The sequence below is a fragment of the Acinetobacter sp. YH01007 genome (assembly GCF_013420425.1).
Taxonomy (GTDB): Bacteria; Pseudomonadota; Gammaproteobacteria; order Pseudomonadales; family Moraxellaceae; genus Acinetobacter; species Acinetobacter towneri.
On the sequence record NZ_VOYC01000004.1, the window covers coordinates 42,398 to 59,634 of the forward strand.

14 protein-coding genes are annotated in these 17,237 nt (G+C 43.3%); 11 read left to right on the forward strand and 3 right to left on the reverse strand.

What is annotated here, in order from left to right:
* Window positions 1-83: 83 nt before the first annotated feature.
* Together FTT74_RS02590 and FTT74_RS02595 are read right to left on the reverse strand one after the other, a co-directional pair.
* Entirely contained in the window at window positions 84-824 is a 741-nt protein-coding gene (locus FTT74_RS02590; protein ID WP_004972372.1) for a type III pantothenate kinase, read from the reverse strand.
* Entirely contained in the window at window positions 821-1,588 is a 768-nt protein-coding gene (locus FTT74_RS02595) for a biotin--[acetyl-CoA-carboxylase] ligase (protein WP_004972369.1), read from the reverse strand. The genes FTT74_RS02590 and FTT74_RS02595 overlap by 4 nt, the downstream gene beginning before the upstream one ends.
* A 28-nt stretch (window positions 1,589-1,616) precedes the next feature.
* On the opposite strand from FTT74_RS02595, the gene FTT74_RS02600 reads away from it, so the two are divergent.
* From FTT74_RS02600 to ligA, 5 genes are all read left to right on the forward strand, one after another.
* Window positions 1,617-2,426, forward strand: a complete 810-nt coding sequence (locus FTT74_RS02600; RefSeq protein ID WP_004972366.1) for a sulfite exporter TauE/SafE family protein — start codon at window positions 1,617-1,619, stop codon at window positions 2,424-2,426.
* A gap of 219 nt (window positions 2,427-2,645) precedes the next feature.
* A complete protein-coding gene (locus FTT74_RS02605) occupies window positions 2,646-3,341 on the forward strand; it encodes a GntR family transcriptional regulator (protein WP_004972365.1) in 696 nt (231 codons plus the stop codon).
* Between the two features lie 10 nt (window positions 3,342-3,351).
* A complete protein-coding gene (smc, locus tag FTT74_RS02610) occupies window positions 3,352-6,816 on the forward strand; it encodes a chromosome segregation protein SMC (protein WP_179988527.1) in 3,465 nt (1,154 codons plus the stop codon).
* Window position 6,817: 1 nt separating this feature from the next.
* Window positions 6,818-7,867, forward strand: a complete 1,050-nt coding sequence (locus FTT74_RS02615) for a cell division protein ZipA C-terminal FtsZ-binding domain-containing protein (protein ID WP_179988528.1) — start codon at window positions 6,818-6,820, stop codon at window positions 7,865-7,867.
* A gap of 184 nt (window positions 7,868-8,051) precedes the next feature.
* The gene (gene ligA / locus FTT74_RS02620; protein WP_179988529.1) at window positions 8,052-10,088 is read left to right on the forward strand and encodes an NAD-dependent DNA ligase LigA; all 2,037 of its coding nucleotides are present in this window, start codon (window positions 8,052-8,054) and stop codon (window positions 10,086-10,088) included.
* An 86-nt stretch (window positions 10,089-10,174) separates the two neighbouring features.
* On the opposite strand, the gene FTT74_RS02625 is transcribed toward ligA, so the two are convergent.
* Window positions 10,175-11,236, reverse strand: a complete 1,062-nt coding sequence (locus FTT74_RS02625) for an aldehyde reductase (RefSeq protein WP_136144292.1) — start codon at window positions 11,234-11,236, stop codon at window positions 10,175-10,177.
* Window positions 11,237-11,560: 324 nt separating this feature from the next.
* On the opposite strand from FTT74_RS02625, the gene bfr reads away from it, so the two are divergent.
* The 6 genes from bfr (at window position 11,561) to bioD (ending at window position 16,947) form a co-directional block, all read left to right on the forward strand.
* Window positions 11,561-12,025, forward strand: coding sequence for a bacterioferritin (bfr, locus tag FTT74_RS02630; protein WP_004972356.1), 465 nt, complete (start codon window positions 11,561-11,563; stop codon window positions 12,023-12,025).
* 188 nt (window positions 12,026-12,213) lie between these two features.
* Entirely contained in the window at window positions 12,214-12,945 is a 732-nt protein-coding gene (locus tag FTT74_RS02635) for a hydrolase (protein ID WP_179988530.1), read from the forward strand.
* Between the two features lie 99 nt (window positions 12,946-13,044).
* On the forward strand, window positions 13,045-14,328 hold the full coding sequence (gene bioA, locus FTT74_RS02640) for an adenosylmethionine--8-amino-7-oxononanoate transaminase (protein WP_179988561.1): 1,284 nt from the start codon (window positions 13,045-13,047) through the stop codon (window positions 14,326-14,328).
* On the forward strand, window positions 14,325-15,482 hold the full coding sequence (locus tag FTT74_RS02645; RefSeq protein ID WP_004972348.1) for an 8-amino-7-oxononanoate synthase: 1,158 nt from the start codon (window positions 14,325-14,327) through the stop codon (window positions 15,480-15,482). Before bioA ends, FTT74_RS02645 begins: the two co-directional genes overlap by 4 nt.
* Window positions 15,483-15,490: 8 nt before the next feature.
* Window positions 15,491-16,300 carry a malonyl-ACP O-methyltransferase BioC gene (bioC, locus tag FTT74_RS02650; RefSeq protein WP_179988531.1) on the forward strand — a complete coding sequence of 270 codons (810 nt, stop codon included), beginning with the start codon at window positions 15,491-15,493 and terminating at the stop codon, window positions 16,298-16,300.
* On the forward strand, window positions 16,297-16,947 hold the full coding sequence (gene bioD / locus FTT74_RS02655) for a dethiobiotin synthase (RefSeq protein WP_096902081.1): 651 nt from the start codon (window positions 16,297-16,299) through the stop codon (window positions 16,945-16,947). The genes bioC and bioD overlap by 4 nt, the downstream gene beginning before the upstream one ends.
* Window positions 16,948-17,237: the final 290 nt, after the last annotated feature.

Genomic DNA, 17,237 nt, shown 5'->3' on the forward strand with positions numbered 1-17,237 from the left:
CGCCTGCTTTTTTGTTGTTCTTTATTCGTAGATGACAGCTACACCGAAAGATTTATCAGCGTAGATGGAGCAATGTTTGGTTTTTAGTGCACTTCATGGGTTGCATATTGAATATAACGCTGCAAACCTTTGAGCAATAAATCTTGCTCGACTTGCGGTTGATATTGCTGCAAGAATTTGGCAAACAGCGGTGCATCGCCACCCGTTAAAATCAGTTTACGTGGTGACTGTCGAATTACATGCTCAATGGTGCTGAGCAAGCCGAGTAAAATACCATGATGAACAGCATCAATGGTGCTGCGTCCTGGGGTGAGTTCATCAAATGCAGCATCGGGAATTTTAATGCCTTTGGTGTTTTGAATCAGTGCATCACGTTGCAAATATAAGTTCGGTAAAATATAGCCGCCTAAATGCGTCAGTCCATCCGCCAAATCAATAGTCAGCGCCGTACCACAACTAATGACACAATAATTTTCTTGTGGGTCATTTGCCACGGCAAGCACTTGCAGCCAGCGATCTATCCCCAGTTGTTGAATATCATATTCACAATGCAAACCTGCATAATCTGCATGCACTTTGGCATAAATCACAGGCACATTCAGGGTTTTTAAAATCAAGTGAATGCGTTGATTATTCTTCTGATCTTGTACCGATGACACGCCTACTTTATGCACATTCAGACTTTTAAAGTGTTGAATCAAACCCAGCAACAAATCGGCAGGAGATTGCAAATGCAATTCTGCTTCATGTTCGATGATGCGGTCTTGTTCTGTGACCCAATATTTCAGGCGGGTGTTACCAATATCTAGCCATAAATTTTTCATGAAGATGACTCGGCATGATCGATAGGGCGTAAACGTCCCTGATAAAAAACTTCAAGCCCTTGTGCCGTTTCAATTTGCACTGCGCCATCATCCTGAATGCCTAAAAAAGTACCCTGACAAGTACCTTTAAAATGTTCAAATTCAACTTGTTGTTGCATAAATGCGGCATGATGATTGAAGCGAGATGCCAAATTATAGCAATCGTGATTAAACCAGTCGCAGGCTTGTTGAATGGCAAGATAAAGCTCTGCGATCAGGCGCACACGATCAATAGATACCAAACCCAGTTCGGTTAAAGATGTGGTTTTTTGATCAATAACTGCTGAGCTGACAGGTGCAAGATTAAGCCCAACCCCAACAATGACTTGCTGTGCAGAAATTGGCTCAATTAAGATGCCGCCCCATTTGCCTTGCGGGCTGTATAAGTCATTTGGCCATTTTACTTGTAGATTCAGCGCCTGTAGACTCGGCATTTGCAAGATATTTAACGCAATTTCTAAAGCCAAACGCCCATTTACAGGTGTTCGTAAATTTAGCAATGTGCTTAAATAGATGTTCCCTTCGGGTGATACCCATTGCCGTTGACGTTGTCCTCGACCATGCGTTTGTCTGGTACTGCATACCAAGACACTCTGCACACCTTTTTGTGCAATTTCCCGTACATCATCATTGGTGGAAGTGGTAATCGGCTTCAGGATGAGTACTTCTGGAAGCTGTCCTGCTTCTGTGAGTTGTTGTTGCAGTTGTCGGGTTTCTACATCCATACGAATTTACAAATAGTGGAATATATTTATGGAGTTAATCATATATTTATTGATTGGTGCAATTGCTGGATTTGCAGCAGGGCTGTTTGGCGTGGGCGGCGGCTTAATTATTGTGCCAATTTTATATATTGTGTTCACTCAACTCAATTATGACCCATCGGTGTTAATGCACATGGCGGTGGGGACATCATTGGCAACCATTATTGTAACTTCGATCAGCTCAGTTACGGCACACCATAAAAAAGGTGCGGTGATGTGGCCTGTATTTCGTAATCTTGCGCCTGGTTTAATTGTGGGTGCATTTGTTGGTGCAGGTATTGCCGATTTCCTTTCGGGGCAAGGCTTACAATTATTAATTGGCGGTTTTGCACTGTGGGTGGCTTTTAAGATGTTTAGAGGCGCAAATATTGCGGTTGATCCTTCACATCATTTGCCTTCAACTGCAAAGCAAGTCATGGCGGGCGGTGGGATTGGCATTGCCTCTGCAATTTTTGGGATTGGCGGTGGCAGTTTAACAGTGCCGTACTTAAACCGTTACGGCGTGGTCATGCAAAAAGCGGTAGCAACCTCAGCCGCTTGTGGTTTGCCAATTGCGGTGGCGGGCGCATTAGGCTTTATGTGGTTTGGTAAGCAAGCCGAAGTTGCAGTACCCAATACCATTGGTTATATCCACATTTATGCATTTATAGGCATTAGTGTGATGAGCTTTATTACTGCCAAAGTTGGTGCGAAAGTGGCACATTTGTTATCGCCAGCGATGTTGAAAAAATGTTTTGCCTGCTTGCTGACCACCGTTGGCTGTTATTTTGTATATCAGGGTATGCGAGTATTTTTCTAAGTTGAGTCGCTATTTTCTTTGTTTTAAGCCATGTAAAATTGGCTCTAGCGCCATGAAATTGTCGGACAATGTCATGGCGTTGTGATCTGTTTCGCAGTAAAAAGAAAGATGCTTGTATCGGAGCTATGCTTGCAGTCGAAGGATGATCCTGAGATGTCTTAAATGAGAGTAGCTCCGAATTTTCATCACTGCATCTTATAAAAACAAGATAGGAACAGTATGCAACAACAAGAATCAGAAAGTTTATCGGAACAAATTGCCCGACACATCGCAGAACAGATTATTAGCGGTGATTTGGTTGAAGGTGAGCGTATTCAGGAATTGCGCATCGCCAAAGAACTGGACGTGAGTCGTGGTTCGGTACGTGAAGCGCTGTTGTTATTGCAACGTACTCATCTGATTGAAATTTTTCCACGTCGTGGTGCAATTGTGTCGGAAATGTCGGCACAGCAAGTCCGAGCTTTGTTTGACAGCAGCAGTTTGTTATTGGGTTATATTGTGCAGCGTATTGCGGACACGTGGCGAATGCATGAAGCTGAAGCCTTACAACAACTTTTGCTGCAACTGGCAGAGCAATGTCGCTTGGGCAATACTGAAAAGTTTTATGATTTAATTTTTCAATATCTGGCACGGCAGCCTGATATGGTGGGAAATTTATATTTAATGAAGTTCTATCAAGAGTTATTGCCATCGTTAAGACGCAGTTACTTTTTGACCTTAAATACTTCGCGTCGGGAGTTACAAGAATCTTTTGAATTATTTAAACTGGTGAGTGATGCAATTTTAAGCAGAAAATCACAACAAGCCACTTTATTTATGGAAGATTTTTGCCGACACTTGCGCAACTTGGTGTTGGAATCTCTGACCCGTATGAAACAGATCGAGCTTGCATGGGCAAGACGTTCACGCCGTTAATTGGGACATTATGCGTTTAAGCAGTTTAAAACTTTCTGGCTTCAAATCTTTTGCCGACAGTACGACCTTACATTTTAAAGCCAACCGTACCGCTGTGGTGGGGCCGAATGGTTGTGGTAAATCCAATGTGATTGACGCCATTCGTTGGGTGATGGGCGAATCTAGTGCGCGCCAGTTGCGTGGCGGCAGTATGCAGGATGTAATTTTCACAGGAACTGCCAAACGCAAACCTGTAGGTGTAGCCAGTGTTGAACTGCGTTTTGACAATACCTATGGCAAATTGGGCGGTGCTTATAACGCCTATAATGAACTGTCGGTACGTCGGCAGGTCAACCGTGATGGTAAGTCTGAATATTTTTTAAATGGAACCAAGTGTCGTCGTCGTGACATCACCGATATTTTTCTGGGTACAGGTTTAGGCCCGCGTTCTTATGCAATTATTGAACAGGGCATGATTAATCGTTTGGTTGATGCTAAACCTGAAGAAATGCGGGTGTTTATTGAAGAAGCGGCAGGCGTGTCACGTTATCAGGCGCGTCGTCGTGAAACCATGCTGCATTTGGATCACACCACGCAGAACTTGGCGCGTTTGGAAGATATTGCTTCAGAACTAAAATCGCAATTAAAAACCTTAAAACGTCAGTCAGAAACAGCAATTCAATACAAAGCGCTTGAGAGCGAAATTCGCACCATTAAAGTCGAAGTGTTGTCTTTTCAGTGTGAACAAAGTGCACGTTTACAGCAAGAATATACCCTGAGTATGAATGAGTTAGGGGAAAGTTTTAAATTGGTGCGCTCTGAGCTGACCACTTTGGAACATGACTTAACTGCGACCAGTGAGTTGTTTCAGCGTTTGATTCAGCAATCGACACCGCTACAGCAAGAATGGCAACAGGCAGAAAAGAAACTGGCTGAACTGAAAATGACTTTGGAACAAAAACAAAGTTTGTTTCAGCAAAATACCGCGACTTTATCGCAGCTTGAACAACAAAAAGCACAAACCAAAGAGCGTTTGCAGTTGATTGAATTGCAGCTAGAGAGTTTGGTCGATCAGCAAGAAAACCAACAGGAAAATCTACAGCAGCAAGATCATTTGGCGCAGCAGCAGAGCCAGCAATTTCAGGATTTAAAAGCACAGCAACAAACCCAAGCTGCACAATATGCCCAAGTCAAAGCGCAAGTAGAACAGCAACAACAAAAGCATGTGCACATGCAGGCGCAAAGTGAGCAGTTAGCCAAAAATATCAGCCGTATTGAACAGCAAAAACAAACCCTGACACAGCAGTTTGCACAAATTCAGCCGCAAGATCAGCAAGAGGGAATGCAACAACTGCAAGACGAAAAGACCCGCTTGCAGGCTGAAATGCTAACACTAGAACAGAATATTCAAGACAGCACTCAGCAACTCGCCACGTTGCAGACCAACTATAATGAGCACAAAGCACAGTGTGCGACCTTAAAATCTGAGATTCAGATTTTGCAGTCAGAACAGAAAAACCTCAATCAATTGCTCATTAAGCAAAGTCCAAAAGCCCAAACCGATGTGGTGCAGTTGATGCAAGTATTACAACTTGCAGATGTGGCGAAACCACATGCCAATTTAATTGAAAAGTTCTTGGCTAAATGGTTATCTGCGCAGGTGGTAGAAGCAGATATTGAATTTCAGGACAGCCGCGCACGTCAGCTAAAAATTCATTTGGCTGTAGATTCAAAAACATCAAAAATACAGCTTTCGGGGTGTGAGTCGCTCAGTGACTGGATTGCTTCACCGCAAAGTAGCTTGTGGCAAAGTGTCGCAATTACAGAAAGTTTATCGCAGGCTTTGGCATTGCAAGTGCAATTACAAGCAGGGCAGTCTATCCTTAGTTTAGATGGTTATCATGTGGGAGCAGACTGGGTAATCGGGCTGTTTTATGATGAAGCGGCACAGGCAGGGCAAGGGGCATTAAGCCATCGGATTCGCTTGGATGAAATTGAACAGGCGTTGGCGTTGCAACTGCCACAATATGAGCAAGCAGAACAGCAACTGCCTGAATTGCAGCAACAGGTAAAACAGTTGCAGCAGCAATTGCAGCAACAACAGCAACAGCTCAAACAGCAACAGCAAGCCTTGCAAACGCTAGATGTGCAAATGGCGAAAGCCGAAAGTGCGGCACAGGCTTTTGCAGTACAGCAACAGCAATTACAGCATCAATTGGCACAATTAGATGAGCAGCTTGAAGAAGATGCCATGCAAAAAGATGATCTGGAAATTGATTTGCATGCTTTGGCTTTTAAACTTGAGCAAGCCTTACCGCAGTATAAAATCTTGCAATTTCAGGTCGAGCAGCTGAATGAGCAGCTGGATAGTTCACAGCAACAGTTTCAGCAGCAGCAACAAGAAGTGGATCTGTTACGTCGTCAAGCGGTACAAACTCAGCAGCAAATTGAACTGTTAGAAAAAGATGCCACTTTCTTAAAAGCACAATATCAACAAATTGTGGCGCAAATGGAACAAGCCAAAAAGTTTGTCGATCCTGTTCAGTTGGAATTGCCTGACTTGGAAACTCAGTTTTCAGAGCAGCAGCAGCAGACTGAAAAGCTGCAAAAAACTTGGCAGGAATGGCAAGTGGAATTGAACAGTGTGCAGTCCAAACAGCAGCAACTGACCGAGCAACGGCAGCAGCAACAGCAGCAAGATGAACAATTACGTGCCAAACTCGAAGAAAAGCGCTTGGCATGGCAATCGGCAAAGTCGGACTATCAGCATTATTCTGAACAGTTAAAAGATTTAAACAGCGAGATCATCACAGGTTTGCAGATTGATGTCGCTGCGCATCAACAAAAACTGGCGAAAGCGCAGCAACAGTTTGATAAATTGGGTGCGGTCAATTTGGCGGCTTCGGAAGAATATGAAGAAGTATCTGCCCGTTTTGCAGAATTAAGCCATCAAATTGAAGACTTGGAAAATACCGTTTCGCAGTTACAGGCGGCAATGAAAAGTATTGATCAGGAAACTCGTAAACTGTTTATGAATACTTTTGATCAGGTGAATACCGAATTGCAGGAGTTGTTTCCTAAAGTCTTTAATGGCGGTGAAGCGAGTCTGAGCTTGGAAGATGACTGGCAATCTGGGGTGAAATTGATGGCGCGTCCACCAGGTAAGCGCAACAGTTCTTTGGCCTTACTTTCAGGGGGTGAAAAAGCACTGACAGCTTTGGCTTTGGTTTTTGCAATCTTCCGTTTAAACCCAGCGCCATTTTGCGTACTCGATGAAGTTGATGCACCGTTAGATGATGCTAACGTGGGGCGCTTTTGTAATTTAGTAAAAGAACTTTCTGAACAAGTGCAATTCATTTACATTACACATAATAAACTTGCTATGACGATGGCAACCGACCTCTTAGGTGTTACCATGCCTGAACCGGGAACCTCAAAATTAGTAACCGTAAATTTAGAAGAAGCCGCAGAATACGGCCTAGTCGCGGAGGCATAATATGGAAATCACCACAATCGTTGGAATTGTCATCGCTATTGTGATCATGGCGTTTGGTTTGAAAATGATTCTAAAAAAACCTGTAGATTCAGCGCCATCCTTAGATTCGGAACTGCAATTTAATGCAGAAAGCCAAAAACCGATTATTCCACGCCATGTACGTGACCAATTGCAAAGCGACGCTACGCCACCGCGTGTGGAGCCGACTTTAACGGTAGATGAAGTTACGCAAGATGCGCCTGCCAAGTCTGAACCACAGGCTTTAACGGATGATGTCGTGGCTTCTTCAAGCACAGAAACTGACAAAGTTGAACCGAGTTTGCAGGCAAATACAGAAAATTCTGAGCTTGATCCATCCACAACGATATCGAAGTCTGAAGTTGCACAAGACACGCCAAGCCCGACAGCGACAACTTCAGAATATTCATTATCGGATGAAATTCAGCAAGTGATTGTAGAAACTGAACCGAATGCGCAGACTGTCGAGCAAAACAAAGCTTCGACTGAATACAGTCTGAATCAACACATTGAAACTGCCGAAATTTCAGAATTTAATGAAGAAAGCAGCATTTTAGATTCGCATTTGCATGAACAAAAAATCATGGATGAAGAAAGTGCCTTGGCAACCGCTGAATCTTTTATCGCGCTGAATGTCTTCCCTGAACGTCGCATACTTTCGGGCGATAAAGCCTTAAAAGTCTTGATGAAATATGGTTTACGTTTCGGTGAAATGTCATGTTTCCATCGCTATAACGAAGATGGCACTAAATTATTATTTTCAGTTTTACAAATTAATGATGAAGGCGCAGATGGTTTTGATTTAGAAACTTTATCGAGCGAACAAGTTAAAGGTTTAGCGTTCTTCCTCGCTTTGCCGCACAGCGATGTGCAAAATGCCTTTGATACCATGGTCAGCATTTCAGGACTGATTGCACGTGAAATTGATGGAACGGTCTATGACCAAAACCATTTAGAGTTTACTCCACAATTACGTGAACACTGGCGTCATCAGGCGATAGATTATCGTGCTGGTCAGGCAAGTCATGTCTAGAATTGCGATCTCGTACTGGGTATAAGCTACGTCAAGTGTTTGGCAAATGAACTGAGTGCAGTAGGATAAATTGCAACTTTGCAGCCGCATTTTTATAATGTGCGCAGCAATACAAGCTGTAGCATGCGCTACATAGAAAAAATTGAAGGGCGGAACAAGACCGCCCTTTTTTATGGTGGAAAATATGTCTATAGATTTAACCGTCGTGGCGCAAATGCGTCAATTGATTCAACTGCTTGCCAAGCACAATCATGCCTATTATGTGATGGATCAACCGACAATTGCAGACAGTGAATATGATCAGCTTTTCCATCAACTAAAAGCGTTGGAACAACAGTATCCAGATTTAGTTCAACCCGATACACCGACCAATAAAGTCGGTGGCACACCTTTGGCAAAGTTCACCACGGTTACACATGCTGTGCCAATGTTGTCTTTAGGCAATGTGTTTAATCAGGAAGAATTATTTGCCTTTGCAAGACGTGTCGAAGAGCGTTTGCCCAACCAAAATATTGAATACGATGTCGAACTCAAATTTGATGGTTTGGCGATTTCACTTTGGTATGAACATGGTGTTTTAGTGCGTGGTGTGACCCGTGGTGATGGGGAAACAGGGGAAGACATTACCCACAACGTCAAAACTATCCGCAATTTACCGAAAGTTTTGAGTGCGACAGAAACGGCTATTCCTGAATTTTTGGAAGTGCGTGGTGAAGTGTTGATGCCAAAACTTGGTTTTGAAAAACTCAATGCGGCCAATACAGCCAAAGGTGAAAAAACCTTTGCCAATCCACGCAATGCAGCAGCAGGCAGTTTGCGTCAGTTAGACCCGAATATTGCGGCTTCACGTCCTTTAGCATTCTATGCTTATGGCATTGCGCAATGTGTGCCGCCTCATGGACAAAGCACCATGTCCGACAGTTTGGCATGGTTGGGGCAGTTTGGTTTTGAAATTGGCGAACGTCATTTTGTCTGCAAGAGCATTCAAGATGTTCAGGCGGCCTATGAGCAAATTAACCTTGAGCGTCCGAATTTAAGCGTTGAAATTGATGGCATGGTGGTCAAGGTCAATGACTTGAAACAGCAACAGCAATTGGGCTTTTTAAGTCGTGAGCCGCGCTGGGCGACTGCCTATAAATTCCCTGCAGTTGCCGCTTTAACCACCATTGAAAATATTGATTGGCAAGTGGGGCGCACAGGTACGTTGACGCCTGTGGCACGTTTAAACCCCGTTGCGGTAGGTGGTGTGACGGTATCCAATGTTACTTTGCATAATATTGGTGAAATTCACCGTTTGGATGTGCGTTTAGGCGATACGGTCAGTGTTTACCGTAGTGGTGATGTGATTCCCAAAGTTGAAAAAGTCTGGCCTGAATTTCGCCTTGCCGATGCGCAAGAAGTGCATTTACCTGAACAATGCCCTGTGTGTGATTCGCCTGTGGTGATGCCTGAAGGTGAGGCTTTGGCGCGTTGTTCAGGCGGTTTGTATTGTGCGGCACAGCGTATTGAAGCGATTCGTCATTTTGTGTCACGTAAAGCCATGGATATTGAAGGTTTGGGTGATCGTTGGGTGGAGTCATTACTGCATCTGAACTTGCTACAAAATGTGGCTGATATTTATCATTTACACGAACACCGCGACACTTTGCTCGGCATTGAAAAAATGGGTGAGAAGTCGGTTCAAAACTTGATTGACTCGATTGAAAACAGCAAAAAAACTACTTTGGCTGCGTTTATTTATGCCTTGGGAATTCGTGGTGTGGGCGAAACCACCGCGCGGATGCTTGCCAATACTTTTCAGACTTTAGAGGCTTTGCGTGAAGCTGATTTAGAAGCGTTAAAGAAAACTCCAGATGTGGGAGATATTACGGCAGAATGGATTTTGGACTTTTTCCAAGCGCCGCATAATTTAGAAGTGTTGGATCGTTTATTAGCTGCAGGCATTCATTGGGATGCTCCGATTGCACCGACACGTCAGCCTTTGAATGGTGAAAGTTGGGTGATTACAGGGACGTTGAGCCAAATGGGACGCGATGAAGCGACTCAGTTGTTGCAGGCTTTGGGTGCACGGGTGAGTGGTAGTGTTTCGGGTAAAACCAAATGTGTCGTGGCGGGTGAGAAAGCTGGCTCAAAGCTGGAAAAAGCCGAGAAGTTGGGTGTGCAGGTCATGAATGAAGCTGAGTTTATTCAGCTGATGCAGGAATATGGTGTGCTTGAATAAGCATCATCCTACATTTTATCCACTAATAGGTACAAAGGCACTTCAACGATGAAGTGCCTTGGTTTTTACTGAGAGAAGTCGAAGGTTTAACGTTTCTTCACAATGCCATCATCAATGAGTTGCTGAAAATGTTCGACTAGACTGGTTTCAATATTGCGGTAGTGCATACCCAATTCACGCTGACTTTTTTCCGCATTAAAATAAATTGGGTAGCCCATATTCAGTTCCACAAATTTACGGGAAAAACCAAGTAGAGGGCCAAAGGCTTTAAAGGCAAATTTAGGTAACTGATTGCGTGGGAAAGGGTATTTACGTCCAAAGTGCTGCGCTAAAATTTTGCCCATTTCCAATAAGCTGAGTGTGCCACCGCTAATAATATAGCGACCTTCAGCAGCAGGGTTGAATGCGGCCTGAATGTGAGCATCGGCAACATCACGCACATCGACAATGCCATTCCACATAGCAGGGACACCTGCCAAGGTCATACCGTTGGCAAACTGCAATAACACTTCCACGCTGCCCGATTGGGTGTTTTTGGTCAACGATGGGCCAAGCACCAAAGCAGGGTTGATACAGACCAAATCCCAGCGGTTTTGTGCCTTTGCGATTTCCCAAGCTTTGCGTTCAGCTGCCACTTTTGAATAAGGATAAGGCTGATGCTCAGGGCTACTGCTAGTATTCCAGTGACTTTCATCAAAGCGATTATTGGCCGTATTTAAAATATCAATCGCATCGCCATAGGTTGCAGCAATACTTGAAGTCACCACTACACGCTTTACCGATGCAGTACGATTAACGCTGTTTAACACATTTTCAGTGCCAATTACGGCAGGCTCAATAATGTCTTTGATGGCATCTTTATAATTGGTGACCACAAAAGGCGAGGCCATGTGCAGCACGATTTCACAACCTTGCATGGCGGGATCAAAAGCACCTTCTTCAAGTAAGTTGGCTTGGAATAATTGTAAGTTGCCTGTGCTTTTTGCCGCGATATCAGTCAGATGTTGAAAACTGTGGGTTTTTTTCAGATCACGCACCGTCGCGTGTACGGTATGTCCTTGTTCAAGCAGGTTTTTAATGACCCAACTGGCAATATAGCCTGTTGCGCCTGTGACTAAAATGGGTGCAGATGTATTTAGATTTGTCATTATTTTAAGAAAGTGATGGAACTCGTGACTATCATAAAGCAGCTGGGTTTTAAAATCCGCTTTTTAGGCGTTTTTTACGATACTTGAGCGTCAAAGTATGGTTTCTTTCAATATTTACAAAATGATGCAAAATCATTGTATTGTCATTTTTAAAGCTAAGTTTTGCCAAGCAGTTGTTTTATATATGGGAATTTTTAAGTTATATTGCAAATGCGTATGTTTCTCATTTTAATTTTATAAAAATCATGGGTTTACAATAATTAACTTTTGCAATTTTGCCTGAATGTGTCCATAATGACTGGATTAAGAAAGGGAGTACAGCAAATGCGTGGCAATCCAGAAGTCGTAGACTATTTAAATATGTTGATTGGTGGCGAACTGGCTGCTCGCGATCAATACCTGATTCATTCGCGTATGTATGAAGATTGGGGTTTAAGCAAAATTTTTGAGCGCATTGACCATGAAATGCAGGAAGAAGCGCAGCATGCCGATGCTTTAATTCGTCGTGTATTGTTCCTTGAAGGCACTCCAAATATGCAGCGCGATGACATCGACGTGGGTGAAGATGTGGTGTCTTGCTTAAAAGCCGATTTAAAACTGGAATACGAAGTACGTGAAAAATTGGCGCAAGGCGTAAAATTGTGTGAAGAAAAAGGCGATTATGTCAGCCGTGATATGTTGCGTCAGCAAATGACCGACACAGAAGAAGATCATACGTACTGGTTGGAAAAACAATTACGTTTAATTGAATTGATTGGTTTACAAAACTACATTCAATCGCAAATGTAATCTGATCAAAGCAAAATAGACCAAAACCCGATTTATGATAAGTCGGGTTTTTTTATAGATCGGTTTTTATAGATTGGCTTTTTTATATCAATTGGTTTTTTTAAGGATGTATCTTGGTGCTTTGCAGATGTCGATTGAGCCGATTCAGTATTATACTGAGGTGATTTTCTAACTTGAGAGCAAGCCACGTGCAACAACAGATTTTATTGATTACAGGCTGGGGCGGTGGTACTGCACTCTTAAATCCGTTACAGCAAGCCTTAACTGCACAAGGTTTTCGGGTTGAGCTCATCAATATTTTTAACGCTACTGATGCTCAAGTCATGCAGCAACAGGTTGAATTTGCACGTCAGTTTGATGTAATTATGGGCTGGTCACTGGGTGGGCAATTGGCAACGCTACTGGTCGATGCGATTGCCAGCCAATATGCAGGATATAAAACCTTAATTACCATTGCATCCAATCCGTGTTTTGTTGCACAAGCCGATTGGGATACCGCTATGCCACAAGCCACGTTTGCCCAGTTTAAACAATCTTTTGCACAAGACCCAATTCTGACCCTAAAGCGTTTTGGTTTTATGGTGTGTCAGGGTGTCACTAGTAGTAAAACCGACCTATTACAATTACAAAGTTTGGTTCAGCCACAGCCGCAATCTTTGCTTCAACACGGTTTGGATTTATTGGAAAACTTAAACTTGGTGACTAAGATTAAAAATTATACAGGTCTGCAGTATCATCTTTTTGCCGAGCAGGATGTTTTAGTTGATTGCAAAGTTGCAGCTAAACTGCAAAATTTAGCTGCAAAGTTTTTAAGCGTAGATGTTTTGCAAGGCTCGCATGGGCTGCCATTGTTCCATGCCGATGAGTTGACTAGCAAAATCTGCCAATATTTACAGAAAAACCCGCCAACAGGTCCATAAGTGACAAATCTCGCAATTTATTTTATCTGTAGACAGGTTTAAGATTTAGCACATCAAGTTTTTTACAAGATCAAGGATGATGGTGGGATGACAGAACAGATGGATTTGGCTTTTGATCGTGAACATCTTTGGCATCCTTACACCTCTATGACTCAGCCCTTAACAACCTTTAAGGTTAAGCGGGCATTTGGCAGCACCATTGAACTTGAAGATGGTCGCCAGTTGATTGACGGCATGTCATCGTGGTGGTGCGCGATTCATGGCTATAACCATCCTGAGCTGAACCGTGCTGTGACTGAGCAACTCGACAGTATGGCGCATATCATGTTTGGTGGATTGACCCATCGTCCTGCTATTGAGTTAGGGCGTTTGTTGCTCGAAATTACCCCACCGAGTTTAGATAAAATTTTTTATGTAGATTCAGGCTCCGTCGCCGTTGAAGTGGCGCTGAAAATGGCTGTGCAATACTGGACTGCACAAGGCAAAACTGAAAAAACCAATTTTATTACCACCCGTTCTGGCTATCATGGCGATACATGGAATGCCATGTCGGTTTGTGATCCTGTTACAGGGATGCATCAGGTTTTTGGCTCAAGTTTGGCGCGTCGTTATTTTGTATCTGCACCACAAACAGGTTTTGACCAAGAGTGGAATCCTGCCGATATTGCAGAATTGGCACAAAGTTTGGCCGAGCATCATCAACAGATTGCCGCCATGATTATTGAGCCGATTGTGCAAGGTGCAGGCGGCATGCGCTTTTATCATCCTGAATATTTGCGTCAAGCCAAATTGCTCTGTGAACAATATGATGTGTTGTTAATTTTTGATGAAATTGCCACAGGTTTTGGGCGTACAGGCAAGTTGTTTGCATGGGAACATGCTCAGGTCGAACCCGATATTATGTGTATCGGCAAAGGGCTGACAGGCGGTTATATGACTTTGTCTGCCACATTGACCACGAAGCATGTTGCAGAAATGATTTCGCAGGGTGAGGCAGGTGTGTTTATGCATGGCCCGACCTTTATGGCAAATCCACTGGCCTGCGCGGTTGCAGTAAAAAGTACCCAATTATTATTAGAACAAGACTGGCAAGCCAATATTCAACGCATTCAGCAGCAACTTGAACAGCATTTAACGCCATTGGCTAATTTGGCATGGGTGCAGGATGTGCGGGTTTTAGGTGCAATTGGTGTGGTGGAGCTAAAACATGCTGTCGATATGCAAAGCCTGCAACAAGAATTTGTGCAACGCGGTATTTGGGTGCGTCCATTTGGTAAATTGGTTTATGTGATGCCGCCGTATGTGATTACAGCAGCAGAACTAAATACTTTATTGCAGCAATTGGCTGAGGTGGTGACAGGTATGCAAGGAGCGAGCGCATGAGTTTACTCGATCACTATGCAGAACAGCTTGATCAGCTTCGCCAACAGGGCAATTTTCGTCAATTTCGCAGCAATCAGCAGCAAGGTAAAACAATTGAAATTCAGCAACAGCAGATGCTGAATTTATCTTCCAATGATTATTTGGGTTTAGCCTCTGATTTGCGCTTACGTGAACAGTTTTTTGATGAAACGCCCAATGCACAGCGTTTAATGAGTGCATCTTCATCACGTTTGCTGACTGGAAATTTCCCTGCCTATGAACAGCTTGAAGCCACATTAACGCAATTATTTCATGGGCGAGCTGCCTTGCTGTTTAATAGCGGCTATCACATGAATATTGGTATTTTACCTGCATTGGCAGATGCGAAAACCCTAATTTTGGCCGATAAACTGGTACATGCCAGCATGATTGATGGCATTCGTTTGTCATCTGCAAAATATTTGCGTTATCGGCATAATGATTTGGCACATTTGCAGCAATTGCTGACGCAATATCATGCCGATGATAATTATGAACGCATTATTGTGGTGACTGAATCCATTTTTAGTATGGATGGTGATGAAACTGATTTAGCCGCATTGGTCGCGCTGAAACAGCATTTTGCCAAAGTCATGTTATATGTCGATGAAGCACATGCGATTGGCGTACGTGGGCAGCAAGGTTTAGGTTGTGCCGAACAATATGGCGTGATTGATGCCATTGATTTTCTGGTTGGGACGTTTGGCAAAGCCGTTGCTTCAGTTGGGGGATATTTGATCTGTGATCCGATTATCCGTGATTACCTAATTAATCGGATGCGCCCGCTAATTTTTAGTACCGCACAGCCACCTATTTGTATGGCGTGGACGCAGTTTATGCTGAATCAGATTGTGCACATGCAGGCACAGCGTCAGCATTTGGCGGCCTTGAGCCAATCTATACAGCAGGGGATTCAGGCCAAAGGTTTTGCTTGCCCATCAACTTCGCAAATTGTACCTGTGATTATTGGCGACTCTACTGCAACTGTAAGCAAAGCCCGACAGTTACAGACTGCAGGTTTTTATGTGATGCCTGTACGTCCACCGACTGTGCCGCAAGGCAGTTCAAGACTGCGGATTTGTTTAAATACGCAATTTGAAACGGCAGATTTAACACAGTTACTGGATTTGCTTTGAGTGTGCGTATGCGTATAGATAAGGCACAAGTGGCACAGCGTTTTGCCCGCGCTCATCAGAGTTATAAAACGCATGCCGTGGTACAGCAGCAAATTTGTCAGCAGTTAATGGCAAAAATGCAGCAATATATTGTGCAGCAAAAGTTGTCAGATCAACCTCAGCCTTGCTTTGAAAACGTCTTGGAAATCGGCTGTGGTTCAGGGAATTTAACCGACTTGCTACTGCGTGAATTTCAAATTCAACAGCTGACTTTAAATGATTTATATGCCGAAGTGTTGCATGCGTATCTGCATCATCCTCAAACAACTAGTACGCAAATTCATGGCTTAATTGGCGATATAGAACAGCTCGATTTTCCGCAGTCTTTGGATTTAATTTGTTCGAGTTCGGCTTTGCAATGGGTGGAAGATTTTGGAGCATTATTGCGCAAGGCGAATCAAGCGTTAAAGCCGCAAGGGTATTTGTGCTTTTCGACGTTTGGCCCTCAAAACTTGACTGAAATTAAGCAATTAACAGGTCAAGGCTTACATTATTTGAGTATGGATGCGTTACAACAACAGCTTAAACAGCAGGGCTTTGAAGTATTACACTGTTCAGAGCAGCTTGAATCATTAAGTTTTGAACATCCTAAACAGATTTTGCAGCATTTAAAAGCCACAGGTGTCACGGGTACAGCACAAGGGCAGCGTTGGAACAAAACGACTTTAACCGAATTTTATCGGGGCTATGAACAGTTTAGTCAGCAGCATAGCTCACAGCAAAAAAGTTATACGCTCACGTATCATCCTATTTATTGTCTTGCACGGAGAATGCCATGACAGCTCAAGTCTATTTTGTGAGTGGTATTGATACAGGGATTGGCAAAACCTATGCCACGGGTTATTTAGCCAAGACCATGAATGAACAGGGTATTCAGACCATTACCCAAAAACTGATTCAAACGGGCAATCAAGACGTTTCAGAAGATATTGAGCAGCATCGTAAAATTATGGGCAGTGAATGGTTGCCTGAAGATGATGACAAACTCACCATGCCTGAAATTTTTAGCTATCCTGCTTCACCGCATTTGGCTACACAAATTGATGGTCGTGAGATTGACTTTGCTAAAATTGAGGCTGCGACTGCGCAACTGGCAGCAAAGTATGATGCAGTATTATTAGAAGGTGCGGGTGGACTCATGGTGCCGCTGACCACAGACCTACTCACCATCGACTATATTGAGCAAAAACAATATCCTGTTATTTTGGTGAGTTCTGGGCGTTTGGGCAGTATTAACCACACTTTGCTCAGTTTGGAAGCTTTAAAAACACGTGGTTTGAATTTACATGCATTGGCATATAATTTGAACGATGAATCACAAGACCCTTTAATTTCGCAGGATACTGCCAAATATTTAAAAAATTATTTGTCAAAAAGCTTTCCAAAAGCACAGTGGATTGAAATTCCTGTATTGCCAAATATTTAATTTTTATTATTTTTTGTCCAACCAATTTGCCCAATAAAAAAGCCACACATGAACGTGTGGCTTTTTATCAATTTGGCGTATTTCAGCTTTTAGAATTTTTTAAAGCTTTTATTGCCAAACGGTTTGCGTGGTGCATTTTCGTCACGACGTTCACGGTTGCCGTAGCTGTTGCCATCCTGACGTGGTTCACGGTTGCTGTAGCTGTTACCATCCTGACGTGGTTCGCGGTTGCCATAGCTGTTACCGTCTTGGCGACGCTCACGGTTGCCATAGCTATTGCCGTCTTGGCG

Bases quoted from the DNA above. Each gene is read 5' to 3' on its own strand.
- FTT74_RS02625 (WP_136144292.1), bottom strand. From the start codon at position 11,236: ATGACAAATCTAAATACATCTGCACCCATTTTAGTCACAGGCGCAACA.
- FTT74_RS02595 (WP_004972369.1), bottom strand. From the start codon at position 1,588: ATGGATGTAGAAACCCGACAACTGCAACAACAACTCACAGAAGCAGGA.
- bioA (WP_179988561.1), top strand. From the start codon at position 13,045: ATGGATTTGGCTTTTGATCGTGAACATCTTTGGCATCCTTACACCTCT.
- FTT74_RS02600 (WP_004972366.1), top strand. From the start codon at position 1,617: ATGGAGTTAATCATATATTTATTGATTGGTGCAATTGCTGGATTTGCA.
- bfr (WP_004972356.1), top strand. From the start codon at position 11,561: ATGCGTGGCAATCCAGAAGTCGTAGACTATTTAAATATGTTGATTGGT.
- bioC (WP_179988531.1), top strand. From the start codon at position 15,491: ATGCGTATAGATAAGGCACAAGTGGCACAGCGTTTTGCCCGCGCTCAT.
- FTT74_RS02590 (WP_004972372.1), bottom strand. From the start codon at position 824: ATGAAAAATTTATGGCTAGATATTGGTAACACCCGCCTGAAATATTGG.
- FTT74_RS02645 (WP_004972348.1), top strand. From the start codon at position 14,325: ATGAGTTTACTCGATCACTATGCAGAACAGCTTGATCAGCTTCGCCAA.
- FTT74_RS02605 (WP_004972365.1), top strand. From the start codon at position 2,646: ATGCAACAACAAGAATCAGAAAGTTTATCGGAACAAATTGCCCGACAC.
- FTT74_RS02615 (WP_179988528.1), top strand. From the start codon at position 6,818: ATGGAAATCACCACAATCGTTGGAATTGTCATCGCTATTGTGATCATG.
- ligA (WP_179988529.1), top strand. From the start codon at position 8,052: ATGTCTATAGATTTAACCGTCGTGGCGCAAATGCGTCAATTGATTCAA.
- smc (WP_179988527.1), top strand. From the start codon at position 3,352: ATGCGTTTAAGCAGTTTAAAACTTTCTGGCTTCAAATCTTTTGCCGAC.
- bioD (WP_096902081.1), top strand. From the start codon at position 16,297: ATGACAGCTCAAGTCTATTTTGTGAGTGGTATTGATACAGGGATTGGC.